The following is a 14381-nucleotide window of genomic DNA, read 5'->3' as shown; positions in this document are numbered from 1 at the left end:
TTTGAAGCCGATGGTTTCTCTGTTTCTCCTGATGGGAAGACCGGCTTCCACTTTGGAGCTTTTGCTTCTCTGATGTTTTCAGATAAGCTGGGCTTGCAGCCTGAAATATTGTACTCTACAAAAGGTTCTGAATTTGACCTGGGAACATTTGGGTCAACGGAAACGGATCTGAGCTATTTGGAAATTCCTATTTTGCTAAGATACCAACCTATTGAGATCTTAAGCTTGCATGCAGGTCCTCAGTTTGGGATTCTTGCCTCTGCTGAGCAAGATGATGAGGACATAAAAGACAGCCTTAAAGGCTCTGATTTGGGCTTAGCTTTTGGTGGTCAGGTTGAACTACCTTTAGGCTTTGTAGGTGGAGCAAGATATGTTCTCGGACTTTCTGATATTAATGATGATTCTTCTACAGATGCGGAAATTAAAAACAGAACTTTCCAGCTTTTTGTAGGTTGGAAATTTATGTAATTCAGCATAACATAAAGAGATTCCTATTCGTTTGAAGTAAAAGCCTCAAGAAATTGAGGCTTTTGTTATAATATTTCATCAACTATTACATGCAAAATGAAAAAACTACTCCTACTAACAACGATTTGTCTATTTGGCTATTTTACAGAATCTAATGCCCAGGCTGCTTTCAGACTGGGAGTAAAGGGAGGTTTAAACTTTGCCAATTTTAACTCTGATTTTGATACCGATGCGAAGACGGGATATCATGCAGGTGCCTTTGCAACGTTTAAATTTACAAAGCTTGCCATACAACCTGAGGTGATATTCTCAAAGCAAGGTGCTAAACTGGATATCAATGGAAGCGAACTGGAATCTAATTATTCATATATCAACATACCTGTGATGGCTAAATTGTACCTGCTTGGAGGACTGAATCTGCAGGCTGGGCCCCAGTTTGGTTTCCTTGCATCTGCTGAGCAAGTGTATGATGGTATTGAAGAAGACGTAAAAGATCAACTCAAAGGCTCAGAAATAAGCCTGGGTCTGGGGGCCGGATGGGATTTGCCCTTCGGCCTTACCGTGGATGCCCGCTATAACTTAGGATTGTCCGATATCAATGACTCAGATGATTCATCAGCGGAGGCTAAAAACCAGGTTTTCCAGGTGTCAGTAGGATACAGGCTATTTGAGCTGGGAAATTAAGGTATTAGTTAATGCTAATCATAAAAGCTTCACCCCTTGAGTGAGGCTTTTTTTATGCTCCCTCTTTTTGAAGGCATGCATAAAACCTGTGGAATGAGTGAGTCGGAAAAAAAGCTTACCAGTAAAACAAAATAAAGCTATGCCTATTGCTATTTCAAAGTGATTTGTCAATTGCTCTTGTCTATTACTACTAACAACTGCCTGTAAAACACAGAGGCAAAAAGTTCGAGTCTCCCCAGAAATTTCGTTTGATCTTATTTTCGCTTTGGTGTGCCATTTGCAAGTTTTTAAATATGGCAAAACTAAAGATACAAAAAGGAAAATCACCCATTGTAGTTTGTGCAATACACAATGGACACGACATAAGACCAGAGGTACTTCCGTACCTGAATTTATCGGAAGCAGAACGGCTCAGAGAAGAAGACCCATACACCACAGAATGGCTCTATATCTCTGATAACACCATAAAAGTCAATAGTTCCAGGTTTGAAGTAGACATTAACCGTCCCAGAGAGAAGGCCGTTTATCTCAGGCCTTCTGATGCCTGGGGACTTGAGGTTTGGGCAAATGACCTACCCCAGCAAATCGTAGATAATTCTCTACGTGTGTATGATAAATTCTATGAGCAAATGGAGGAATATTTTGACGAGTTATTCCTTGAACATGACTGGCTGGTTATTTACGATATACATTCTTATAACTACCGTCGTGAAGGAGTTGATAAATACTCCAGCCCGGAAGAAAACCCTGAGGTGAACCTGGGGACAGCGAATATGAACAGGGAACGTTGGGCTCCTGTCATTGATACTATGATCTCAGGTTTCAGGGAGTTCAATTTTGAAGGCAGGCATTTGGATGTGAGGGAGAACGTCAAATTCGCAGGAGGATATTTTAGTGAATGGCTCCACCAGAGATATGGCGACCGGATTTGCCCGATAGCCATAGAGTTCAAGAAGTTCTTCATGGATGAGTGGACAGGGGAGCCTGATGACAGAAAAATTCAACATATCCGTGAGCTTTTAATAGCCTCCATAAACCCGGTGAAGGAAGCAGCTTCGAAAATAAAAATACCAGTGGCATGATTGACCAGTCTTTGATACGATCAGTATGTAAATCATTGAAAAGAGGGAAAAGTGTAAACAGGAATTTGCCTCATGATGGAAAAATAGTGATAGACCAGTTGTTGCCCTATCTCTGTATTTACCGATATCCGGAAGAGGGGAAAGACCATTATTTGGCCGGGCTGCTGCGAACGCAGGCCGCATACATATTGGTAAGGCAGGATATCGATATCCATGAACTACTGTCTTCTGTTGCCAATTCCATATCAGCTCAATATAAGGCTGTCCTGCTTATCGAAATGTGGCCTGGTAAGGATGGAGATCATGAAGTGTTTAAGGTGCTGTCGCCCAGTGAAAAGGCACCAGCCACTACAAAAGCCCTGACAGAGGGGCTTGAAGATATCCGTTTTGATTATCCACAAATAACGGTTGAGACACATGATACAAAGGAGCGGCACCCTGAGGGCTTAGTTCCATTGCTTTCCATTGAACAATCCAAGGAAGTCGGGGGGCTTTTAATAGGTCTGGAGATACCGCCTATCTATCATGATGCAGATAAGGAGCATTTTGCCCTGCTCTACAGAAAGTTGAGGTCTCGCATATCCCGGGTATTGAAAAAAGCGGCATTTGAATTTATCAGGGTACAGGCTGGTAATGAGTTTTCCCATTACCTGATGTTGGGCAAAACAAGGCTGACCAAGCTTGTACGCTCTGCAGACAGAAGGCTGGCTGAAGTTAGTGAACGCATGAATTTTCTGTTAAGGGTCACTCCGGTAAATGATGTGGCAGCCTGGGAAAAGTTTAAAGAAGACAAGTTTAAGAAAGTCCCTTCATTTAACTACAGGCTTATTCCATTGGACCCGGAGCTTGAGAAGAGAAAATTATACGATATAAAACTGGAGCAGATAGATGATCCAACGCTGACTTTGCTGCTTAGAAACAAACGAAAGGAACTTGAACTACAGCTTACTATGCTGGAGGCGCGGCAAATGAATTCTTTCAGACATTTAAGCCAGAGCCTGTTCGGTGAGGTGCCCCAGAGCACAAAGCAACTGGCCAGAACTATTCTGGAAGAAACGTCCCCGGACGATACGAGAGAAAAGGTTCCCATGCACAGCGAAGAGTTTGCCTCTCTGGCATGTGATGAGGTGGGAATTTATGCCAGGCAATTCCCGGAATTAAAAATTGGCGTGGAAATAAGACATGACATTTCAGGCCTGATGGTTTCCAAAAGTAATTTACTGGTTAGTGATACTTTGGAAATAGACGCTTTCAGGGCTGAAGCACTCATTCAGCATGAGGTAGGTACACATATTCTCACGTATTGCAATGGCCGGCGACAACCGTTGCAGCAAATGTATGCAGGCCTTGACGGATATGACCAATTGCAGGAAGGTCTTGCCGTGCTTAACGAATACCTGGCAGGTGGATTGACAGCAGGCAGATTAAGATTGCTTGCTGCAAGGGTGATAGCCGCAGATATGATGGTGAGGGATGTAGATTTTATAGAAACCTTCAACTACCTGCATGAAGAGCTAAAGTTCACTAAGCATACGGCGTTTGATATTACTACCAGAATATTCAGAGGCGGCGGTTTTACTAAAGATTCTGTTTATCTGAGAGGTTTGGAGCAGTTGCTTGAGTTCCTGAAAAAAGGCGGCAGGCTCAAAACCCTTTATATCGGGAAGTTTGATCTCAAACATGTTGACCTGATAGAGGAACTCGTTCATAGAAATGTGCTTAACGAACCTTTTTTGCCTCCAATGCTGGAAAAAGAAAGTGTAAAAGAAAGAATTGATAAAGTTCGTAAAGGACTTACACCACTAGAATTACTAACCCATAGTATAACTAAAAACGAATATGAATCTCGCATTTATAATTAATGATATAAAAACTGAAAAGTCGGATTATACTACCGTTCATCTGGCTTTAACTGCCCATAGAATGGGTCATAAAATATATTTAATAGGAGCAGGGGAGCTGGCATATACAACAGATGGCCGCATGAGTGCCCAGGCGCATACAGTGAAGGATACCAAATATAAGTCCTCCGACGTCTTCTTGAAGGTGCTGCAAGAGTCTGAGCCGGTGAATATTACTTCGGATGACCTGGACGTGCTGTTTATCCGTAACGACCCTTCCGATGATCAGAATGATCGTACATGGGCACAAAATTCTCCTTATGTATTTGGACAAATAGCCATGAAGAACGGTGTGCTTGTACTTAATCATCCGGTGACATTGCCCAACTCTATTAATAAAATGTATTTTCAGCACTTCCCCGAGATTATCAGGCCTAAAACCGTAATTACCCGGGATCAAAATGAAATAGAGGAGTTCTTCAAAGAACAGAAGAACAGGATGATCCTGAAACCTCTGCAAGGCTCAGGGGGTAAAAATGTTTTTCTGGTTGAAGAGAAAACAAAGAAAAACCTCAAGCAGATCATAGAGGCGATAAGCCGGGACGGGTATATAATTGCTCAGGAGTACTTGCCTAAAGCCAAAGATGGGGATACCCGGATGTTCCTGATGAATGGGGAGCCGCTGAAGGTGGATGGAAAGTATGCTGCCATCAGGCGTGTGAATTCTAATGGCGATATAAGGAGTAATATTCATGCCGGAGGGCATCCTGAAAAAGCCAAGGTAGACGAGGCTATGCTCAAATTGGCCGATGCATTAAGGCCAAAGTTGATCCAGGACGGTATGTTCCTGATTGGTATAGATATCGTAGGAGACAAGCTTATGGAAGTTAATGTTTTTAGTCCGGGAACCTTAAATTTGATGTCTACTGAATATGGAGTGGATTTTTGTAAAGCGGTAATAGAAGCTATAGAACGCAAAATACACTACAAAGAAACCTATGGAGAGAATGTGGATAATGCCACTTTGGCCATTCTTTAATTAAGAAGAAAGAAGAAGTGGGTAGGAGGTATGTACCCACTTCTTTATATTATTATACTACATGGATAAGGTAGTAATTCTTTTTGCCTTTCTGAGCCAGAAGATACTTGCCCTGTAGCAATTCAAAGTTAACGGCATCATTGGGATCGTTCACTTTGGCTTTATTGATACTTACCCCACCACCTTTGATCATCTTTCGGGCTTCACCTTTAGAGGCAAAGATTATCCCATTGGTGTTTTCTGAAAGAAGGTCAGTCACATTGGCAGTCTGCTGGAAAGCCTCCCTGCTTATTTCTGTTTGAGGTACCCCTTCAAATACAGAAAGCAAAGTTTGCTCATTTAATGATGCCAGATCTTCTGTGGTAGACTTTCCGAATAAGATCTCAGAAGCCTTTACAGCCATTTCATAGTCTTCCTCAGAATGTACCCTTACCGTTATATCTTTGGCAAGTGCCTGCTGGAGCTTTCTCAGGTGAGGAGCCTCGGCATGTTCTTTTTCTATAGCTTCAATGTGTTCCTGATCAAAAAGCGTAAATATCCTGATAAAGTTAGCCGCATCTTCGTCAGAGGCATTCAGCCAGTACTGGTAGAATTTGTAAGGCGAAGTTTTCTCACGGTCCAGCCATACGGTTCCTTCTTCCGTCTTTCCGAATTTTGTGCCATCGGCCTTCTTAATTAAAGGTGTTGTAATAGCGTAAGCCTCACCCTGAGCTTTTCTTCGGATGAGCTCGGTCCCTGTAACGATATTGCCCCATTGATCAGAGCCTCCAAGTTGCAGCTTGCAGTTTTTATTGGAGTATAACCAGTAAAAATCATAGCCCTGCACCAGTTGGTAGCTAAACTCAGTAAAAGATAAACCTCCTTCCAGTCTGTTTTTCACAGAATCTTTAGACATCATATAATTAATGGTAATGTGCTTACCTACATCACGGATAAAGTCCAGGAACTTGAAATCTTTGAACCAGTCATAGTTATTCACTACTTCTGCTGAGTTTTCGCCGCTGTCGAAATCCAGGAATTTTTCCAGTTGGGCCTTAACACATGCGAGGTTATGGTTCAGTATGTCTTCGGAAAGCAGGTTTCGCTCCGCAGATTTTCCCGAAGGATCACCCACCATACCGGTAGCACCGCCTACCAGGGCATAAGGTTTATGCCCTGCTTTTTGAAAGTGCACCAAAGTCATGATCTGAACCAGGTTTCCAATATGTAGCGAATCGGCGGTAGGGTCGAAGCCAATATAAGCGGAAGTCATTTCTTTTTTTAGTTGGTCTTCAGCGCCAGGCATTATGTCGTGGATCATGCCTCTCCATTTAAGTTCAGCTACAAAATCTGTCATTGCTATTATTTATTGAAAAATTGGTGATATACAGGCTGCAAATATAGAAAATCAGGTTTATCAAATTGCCTTTCATAAACCTTTATTGAAATGGGGAAGATTTATTTCATGCCACTGACTATATCAGGTAGAGCATGGTTATATTTGACCATCTGGGTAATTCAAATGCAACATGTGTGCAACAAGTGTGTAGCCGGTTAGTTCGTTCACCATCTTTTTTGTCCGTTTAAGTAATAAAAAAGGAGGGTTCAGCATTTTTTGCGTCCGTAATGAAACTAAAAGGTATTATATCAGTCTCTATTGTTAGGTTTATTTAAATAATTATGAAATTACGGCAAGTTGTTATTGTTGCGATAGGTTTAATTATACTTATCGGGTCTTTTTTCTTAAGTGGGATTTTAGGGAGCATGAAAGAGCCCCCCAAGGTCGAACCACCAGTAGAGGTGAAAAAATATGTTAAGACCGAACCTGTTTCGTACAAGCCCATACAAACTGAGATTGTAGCTTTTGGAAGGGTGCGTACAGCCGAGTCGCTCGACATGATCGCAGAGGTATCCGGGAGGATGTCGGCCGGTGCGGTACCTTTAAAAGAAGGACAAAGCTTCAATAAAGGAACACTTTTATACAAAATTGATGACACGGAAACCCGGTTAGACCTGCAGTCTCAAAAAAGCACCTTTCTTAAAGATCTTGCAGCTATACTACCTGACCTGAAAATAGACTTCAGTGATAATTATAGTGCCTGGGAGAGCTACTTCAGTTCAATTAATCTAAACGAACCTTTACCGGCCTTGCCTGAGTATAAGAGCAATAAGGAGAAGACTTTTCTGGCTACAAAAAATATCTTCAGTTCTTTTTACAGCATCAAGAGCGCAGAGGCCAATCTTAGAAAATACAGGTTTTATGCGCCATTTAACGGTACAATTTCAGTAGTTAATCTACAATCAGGGTCTTTTGTAAACCCTGGAAATAACATAGGTAAATTGTTAAGATCAGATAAGCTGGAACTACGCGTTGATGTGGCAACCTCTGATATCGACTGGATAGAAATAGGGTCTCCGGCTACTGTTACTTCAGAAAGCGGACAAGAGTGGACCGGAAAAGTTTCCCGTATAGGTGAATTTGTTAATCAGCAAACCCAGTCCATAGATGTGTTTATCAGCATTAATCCTGGAAAGACCAGAATGTATGACGGGGAGTATCTAAAGACCGTTATTCCTGGCAAAATGATAGACAATGGTATGATCATACCTCGCAGTGCTATTTTTAACGGCAACGAAGTTTTTGTACTGAACGATAGTACCCTGAATGTGAAGCAAATCAATATTCATAAACTGAATGCTGAGACTGCCATATTCTCGGGCCTTGAAGAGCAATCGGACCTGGTGGTGGAGCCACTGATCAATGCTCATAATAACATGAGAGCCTACAAGCTGAAAGAAGAAAAGGATATTGACCTCGAGAAAAAGAAAGGCTCTGATAGCAAACTGGTTAAAAATTAAACTCAATGGTAAAAGGTATACAGAATTTAATAGAGTATTTTGTTAAATACCCTATACTGGCCAATATAGTAATTGCTATCACATTACTTGCGGGTCTGGCCACTTTGCTGGGCACAAAAAAGTCGTTTTTTCCTACGCAGAAGGATAAAAATATCATCATTCAGGTAGCATACCCCGGAGCCTCTCCGGAGGAGATGGAAGAAGGTGTGACGCTGAAGATCGAAGAGGCTTTGACCAGTATTGCCGGTATAGATGAGGTGTCTTCCACTTCATCGGAAAACTCTGCCAGCATCAATATTCTAACACTTGAGAATTATGATATCGATGAAGTCTATACAGATGTTAAAAATGCTGTAGACGGTATTAACTCTTTCCCTGTAAGTGCAGAGAAGCCTATTATTTACAAGCAAAGGCAACAATCGGTGGCGCAATGGCTGGCATTGACTGGGGATGTAAACCTTCGGGTACTAGAACAGTATGCCGAAGATATCAAAGACGACTTATTGGCATCCGGGGTTATTTCGCAGGTTAGTGTCAGTGGACTTCCGGAAAGGGAAATATCTATTGAAGTTTCAGAGCAGGATTTAAGCCGCTTTGGGTTGACTTTTGACCAGGTGGCCACTGCCGTGCGCCAGAACAACAGGGACATCTCTGCAGGGTCTATCAAGGCCGAAACTGAAGAGATCCTGATCAGATCTAAGGCCAAGGAAACGGATGCTTCACTCATTGCCGAAATCATAATCCGCTCTAATCCTGATGGAAGCAACCTGCTGCTTAAAGATGTAGCTCGTATAAAAGAGCAGTACGCCGACCAGCCCAACAAAGCCTTGCTAAATGGTAAACGAGCTGTTTTTATCCAGGTGAGCAAGCTTGAAGAGGAAGACTTACAGCAGATATCTGAGTTTGTGACACCTTATGTTGAAAACTTTAATGCAACCCATTCCGGTGTGCAGCTTGACCTGACGTGGGATTTTATGACGATGCTAAACCAGCGCTTGGAGCTATTGACTAGCAATGGTGTCGTAGGTTTGCTGCTGGTATTAGTGGCATTAGGTACCTTCCTGAGCTTGAGGCTTTCTTTTTGGGTAGCCTGGGGTATACCATCGTCATTCCTCGGTATGTTCATTTTGGGCTCTTTCGTTGGCCTTACTATCAATATGATATCCCTCTTCGGTATGATCCTGGTTATCGGTATTCTGGTGGATGATGGGATTGTAATTGCAGAAAATATATATTCTCACTTTGAAAGAACAAAGAACCCGATAAAAGCCGCAGTCCAGGGTACTATGGAGGTTGTGCCGGCAGTTTTTACCTCGGTAACTACTACCATAGTGGCTTTTTTGCCGCTGCTACTGCTCACAGGTGGGTTTGAGTTTCTCAGGGATATGGCCTTCGTGGTTATTTTTAGTCTCGGTTTCTCACTGATTGAAGCATTTTTTGTTCTTCCCGCACACCTTGCCAGCAAGAGTGTACTTAGTGTTAAGAAAGAGGATACCCGAAGTTACAAGATCAGAAGCTTTATCAATAAAGGCATTGACTTTATGAGGTTCAAACTCTATGGTAATGCGTTGAAATATACCATGAAATACAGGTTTATTTCTGTTTGTATTCTCATGTCTTTGTTTTTGATTACAGCCGGATTGTTTCAGGGAGGTTTTATTAAATCAACTTTTTTTCCTCAAATCCCATTTAACAGCTTTAATATAAACATAGCATTCAAACCCGGTGAGCGAGAAGCCAAGGTAGAAGCTTATCTGGAAAGGTTTGACAATGCCGTCTGGGAAGTAAATGAGGACTTAAAAGCTGACCTTGAGACAGAGGATGATATTGTTAACTATACATTTGGTTCTGTAGGCAATACCAGTGACGGTTCAGAGTCAGGGTCTCATGCGGGTAATATCAATGTATTTTATAAGGAGTTGGACGACTATGGGATTAACAGCTTCGACCTGATCAACAGGATAGAGAAAAAAATAGGACCCGTTCCCGAAGCAGAAAAGTATAATATAGGTGGTGGCAACCGATGGGGCAAGCCGGTATCTGTGAAGCTGCTGGGTAAGAACTATAATGAGTTGCGTGAAGCCAAGGAATATCTGAAAGCGGAATTAGGTAAAATTACAGACCTGAAAGACATAGAGGATAATGTGGCCATAGGCAGGCGTGAAATGCTCTTTGATCTCACCCCCGAGGCATATTTCTTAGGGCTGACCCATAATGACATAACCAAGCAGATAAGACAAGGCTTTTTTGGAGAAGAGGTTCAACGGCTCCAAAAAGGGGATGACGAGGTCAGGGTATGGGTGAGGTATCCCAGTTCCGGGCGTCTCAACATAGGTCAGCTTGAGGACATGAAGGTGAAAACGCCCAACGGTGAGCAATATCCGCTTTCCCAGTTGTCGGAGTACCAAGTAGAACGTGGTATTTCTGGCATTCGTCATTTTAACAGCAACAGGGCGGTAACGGTAGAGGCCGATCTTGTAGACCCTTTTGCCGAAGTGCCACCTATTCAGAATAAAGTACAAAATGAAATCATTCCGCAGCTACAGGCGAAATTCCCTACAGTAAAAGTTGATTATGGAGGACAGGCCAAGGAGAGTGCAAGGGCAGGGCAGGAGATAGGTTTATTTTTCGGTGGAGCCTTTTTGCTGATATTTTTCATTATCATGATTACGTTCAGGTCGTTTTATCAGGCTGTAATGATCATTTTAATGATACCCTTGGGATGGATTGGAGCATCTATAGGGCACGGTATAGAGGGGCATCCTGTATCATTGCTGAGTGCGTGGGGTATGATCGCGCTTTCAGGGGTTATTATCAACGATGCTGTTGTATTCCTTGCCAAATACAATTCTCTGGTTAAGGATGAAGGACAGTCAGTATATCAGGCCGCCTATAACGCCGGTATTGCCAGGTTCAGGGCCATTATGTTAACCTCAATTACCACTGTACTTGGATTATGGCCTTTGATCGTAGAGAAAAGTTTTCAGGCTCAGTTTTTAATTCCTATGGCTATTGCGGTAGCTTATGGTGTACTGATAGGTACATTTATAATACTTCTGTTTTTCCCGGTTATCATACTTGTGTTTAATGATGTAAGAAGGTATGCGAAGTGGCTGTGGACAGGAGACAAGCCTACCCGTGAAGATGTAGAGAGAGTGCTTATAGATGAGCAGAGGTTAGAAAAGTATAAAGAATCGGCCTGATAATCCCTTTAAAATTTTGGTAAGAATGAAATATAACTGTTTAATACTTTTTATGGTTTTGATAGCTTTAACCAAAGCTGCAGGCCAGGAAGAACTATCACTTTCCGATGCCATACAATTAGGACTGGAGAGAAACTATGACATCAAAATTGAAAACAGGAATGTAGAAATTGCAGAGAATAACAACAGTTGGGGAGAAGCGGGGCGGTATCCCACGGTTACACTGAACCTCAATCAAAACAATTCATTGACTGATAATGTGAAGACCGCCAGTCCATTCCAATTGCAGGATCAGACCATTTCCAACAGTCTGAACCCCTCGGTTAACCTGGACTGGACCTTATTCAATGGTTTTAAGATCAACATGAGTAAGCACCGGCTGGAGCAGCTTCAGGCACAGTCGAAGGGCAATGCGGACATTGTGATAGCTAATACGATTCAGTCGATAATTTTAGGATATTACAAAGCGGTACTGGAAAGAGAGCGTTTGGATGAGTTTCAGAAGCAGTTGACCTTAAGCGGAGATAAGTATGAGTACACTAAAATCAAATCCGATATAGGAAGTGCAGTGAGTACAGACCTGTTGCTTGAAGAAGCTAATTATCTGACCGATTCAACCAATTTTATCAATCAGGAACTTAGCTACAGAAATGCAGTCAGAGACTTGAACGTACTTTTGGCGGAACAGGACGTGGATAAAATGTACGTATTAACAGACGAACTGGAAGTTGATATCGAAACCTACGAAATGGCCGACCTGATGGCCAAGTTGAATGCTGAGAACGTAGACTTAAAGAAGCAGTTTATAGCCCAACGTATACTTGACTACGATGTAGCTATAAGGAGAGCCGATCGCTACCCGCAGTTAAGCTTCAATGCCGGGTACTCACATAACCGCAGCAGGGTTGACCTTAGCAATGCAAGCTTTCCTTCTGATGACGGTACCAGTTCTCCCGGGCCTGCTGATCCGTTAAATGCGATCACTGATACCTATTTTGCCAACTTCACACTTTCATTTACCTTGTTTAATGGCGGAAAAATAAACAGGGCTATTGAAAACGCACTTATTAACGAAGATATTGAGAATATCAGAACTGAAAGGCTCAAAAACTCCCTCTACAGGGACCTTGCCAAGGCGCATGATGAATATGAAATTAGAACCAGGCTATACAGGATCAGTGACAGAAGGAAACAGGCCACAGAAACGAACCTGAGAATTTCTGAAGAGAAATTTAAAAATGGTACCATAAATTCATTTGACTACAGAACCGTACAAAATGATAATTTAACTGCCGCCATTCAGGAACTGCAATCACTGTATAACGTGATTGATTCTAAGGTGAGCTTAATGCGTTTGACTGGAGGAATTATAGAAACATATGTCACCGAATGATATAGTGATGTCATCTTAGGTAGGAAACAGAAGCCCATGTTTATCATGGGTTTTTCTTTTTCGGCTACAATTTAATGTTTAAAATTGCACTGATTTAGTGTGTGGTCACCATGGTATTGGGAAGTAAACACGCGCGTCGAAGATATTGAAAATAAAACAGATACACATGAAACAGCCAGATTCTCTTTTGCAGGTAGCCGAGTTCCACAAAACATTTCAACACCCAATATTGGATAACCCAACTATTCCTGATGAAAAGAGATGTGCTTTGAGGGTTTCACTGATTGCAGAAGAGTTGAAAGAGCTTGAAGAGGCCATTAAAGACAAGGATATCGTAGAGATTGCTGATGCGCTGTGCGACATACAATATGTGCTTTCAGGGGCTGTGCTGGAGTTTGGCCTTGGAGAGAAATTTAAAGCGCTTTTTGACGAGGTACAGCGCTCAAATATGAGCAAAGCCTGTGACAATGAAGAAGAAGCCAAGGCAACTGTAGAATACTACAAAACGGAGAAGGACACCGAGTGCTATTACAAAAAAATAGACGGTAAATATCTGGTGTTCCGAACCTCAGACAACAAAACCATCAAATCTATCAATTATTCCCCGGCCGATTTAAAATCTATTCTTAAGTAATAATTTCTGTTTCATTCAGAAATTATTAAATTATAGAATATTCATGATTTTAAATGTCGGAGGAAATTGAACGCCTGAAGGCTGAGGTCAGGCGGTTAAAGGCTTTGGCCAACCGTAGTAACTCTTCAGGAGCAGACCAAACATTCAAAGATTTATTTGACAATAGTACTGACCTGATCTATATACACGATGAGAACGGAGTGTTTATAGACGTTAATCAGGCAGTGGTGGATAAGTATGGGTATGCCAAGGAGGAAGTCATTGGCAATACTCCGGCGTTGTTTTCAGCTCCTGATATGAATGATATTGAAGAGGTGGTCAATAAGACCAGGATTGTCTGGGAAGGAGGTGATGCGCAGTCTATAGAGTGGTGGAGTATAAAGAAAGATCAGACCATTTTTCTTAAGGAGCTTGTTTTAAGGAAAGGGAAATACTTCGGTCGTGATGTTATAGTTGCAACAGGGAGAGATATCACCGAAAGGAAGGCTGTAGAGAGCCAGCTTTTGAAAAACAATGAAGAATTAAAGAATCTCAACGAAGCCCTTGATGCGTTTGTGTACAGTGCCTCCCATGATCTTAAAGCTCCGTTGCTGTCAATAAAGGGGCTTGTAAACTTAATGGAGGTAGACAAGGATACTGACCCCAACTACTATCTTGAGCGGATTAAAATGGCCGTGGAGAAGTTGACGGATTTTGTTAACGACCTGGTAGAGTACTCGAGAAATACCAGGACAGAGGTGAAAGTGGAAAAGGTGAATTTTAACCACCTGATGATAGAGGTTCTGCATAACTTTGAATTTTTGCCGGATGATCAAAAGATAAAGAAAATCGTCAATATCGACCCCATCGACAACTTCTATTCCGACCGCTACAGAATATTTATAATCCTTAACAATCTTGTCTCCAATGCTATTCGCTACAGCGATTTGAGCAAAGAAGAAAGCCACATTGAAGTCACCATAATCCAGGAGGGTAATGAAGTGGTAATTTCCGTTGAGGACAATGGCATTGGAATCGCAGAAGAACACTTCGATAATATATTCAATATGTTCTACCGGGCTACTGATGTGAAAACAGGTTCAGGGCTTGGGCTTTACATTGTTAAAGAAACTTTACTCAAGTTAAGCGGAAGTATAAAATGTACCTCTGAGGTCAATAAAGGCACATGTTTTGAAGTGCGACTGCCCAGCCTTCAATAA

General features: G+C 42.0%; 11 protein-coding genes. 10 read left to right on the top strand and 1 reads right to left on the bottom strand.

Features of this window, described 5'->3' with window-relative positions; all coding sequences use genetic code 11:
• The 5 genes from E1163_RS29835 to E1163_RS29815 all read left to right on the top strand — a co-directional run.
• Positions 1-468 (top strand): porin family protein (locus tag E1163_RS29835; protein ID WP_155177403.1); only part of this gene is annotated, 468 nt, incomplete at its 5' end.
• A 96-nt stretch (positions 469-564) separates the two neighbouring features.
• Complete coding sequence (locus E1163_RS29830) at positions 565-1152, top strand: porin family protein (RefSeq protein WP_155177401.1); 588 nt, start codon at positions 565-567, stop codon at positions 1150-1152.
• A gap of 293 nt (positions 1153-1445) precedes the next feature.
• Positions 1446-2234, top strand: a complete 789-nt coding sequence (locus tag E1163_RS29825) for an N-formylglutamate amidohydrolase (protein WP_155177399.1) — start codon at positions 1446-1448, stop codon at positions 2232-2234.
• A complete protein-coding gene (locus tag E1163_RS29820) occupies positions 2231-4096 on the top strand; it encodes a peptidase MATCAP family protein (RefSeq protein ID WP_155177397.1) in 1866 nt (621 codons plus the stop codon). Before E1163_RS29825 ends, E1163_RS29820 begins: the two co-directional genes overlap by 4 nt.
• Positions 4074-5114, top strand: a complete 1041-nt coding sequence (locus E1163_RS29815; RefSeq protein WP_155177395.1) for a glutathione synthetase — start codon at positions 4074-4076, stop codon at positions 5112-5114. The genes E1163_RS29820 and E1163_RS29815 overlap by 23 nt, the downstream gene beginning before the upstream one ends.
• A 52-nt stretch (positions 5115-5166) precedes the next feature.
• Here E1163_RS29815 and tyrS read toward each other — a convergent pair whose 3' ends face one another.
• On the bottom strand, positions 5167-6450 hold the full coding sequence (gene tyrS / locus E1163_RS29810; protein ID WP_155177393.1) for a tyrosine--tRNA ligase: 1284 nt from the start codon (positions 6448-6450) through the stop codon (positions 5167-5169).
• 443 nt (positions 6451-6893) lie between these two features.
• Between tyrS and E1163_RS29805 the strand changes: the two genes are divergently transcribed.
• The 5 genes from E1163_RS29805 (at position 6894) to E1163_RS29785 (ending at position 14381) form a co-directional block, all read left to right on the top strand.
• Positions 6894-7952 carry an efflux RND transporter periplasmic adaptor subunit gene (locus E1163_RS29805; RefSeq protein WP_343034007.1) on the top strand — a complete coding sequence of 353 codons (1059 nt, stop codon included), beginning with the start codon at positions 6894-6896 and terminating at the stop codon, positions 7950-7952.
• A 5-nt stretch (positions 7953-7957) separates the two neighbouring features.
• Positions 7958-11155 (top strand): efflux RND transporter permease subunit, encoded by a 3198-nt coding sequence (locus tag E1163_RS29800; protein WP_155177389.1) that lies wholly within the window; start codon positions 7958-7960, stop codon positions 11153-11155.
• Positions 11156-11180: 25 nt separating this feature from the next.
• Positions 11181-12548: a TolC family protein gene (locus E1163_RS29795; protein ID WP_246223988.1), complete on the top strand. Its 1368-nt coding sequence runs from the start codon at positions 11181-11183 to the stop codon at positions 12546-12548.
• A gap of 166 nt (positions 12549-12714) precedes the next feature.
• The gene (locus tag E1163_RS29790) at positions 12715-13182 is read left to right on the top strand and encodes a pyrophosphohydrolase domain-containing protein (RefSeq protein ID WP_155177387.1); all 468 of its coding nucleotides are present in this window, start codon (positions 12715-12717) and stop codon (positions 13180-13182) included.
• 53 nt (positions 13183-13235) lie between these two features.
• A complete protein-coding gene (locus tag E1163_RS29785; RefSeq protein WP_155177385.1) occupies positions 13236-14381 on the top strand; it encodes a sensor histidine kinase in 1146 nt (381 codons plus the stop codon).

The organism is Fulvivirga kasyanovii, assembly GCF_009711405.1.
Taxonomy (GTDB): domain Bacteria; phylum Bacteroidota; class Bacteroidia; order Cytophagales; family Cyclobacteriaceae; genus Fulvivirga; species Fulvivirga kasyanovii.
Note: the sequence above shows the minus strand (reverse complement) of the source record. Positions and strands in the feature narration are given on the sequence as shown.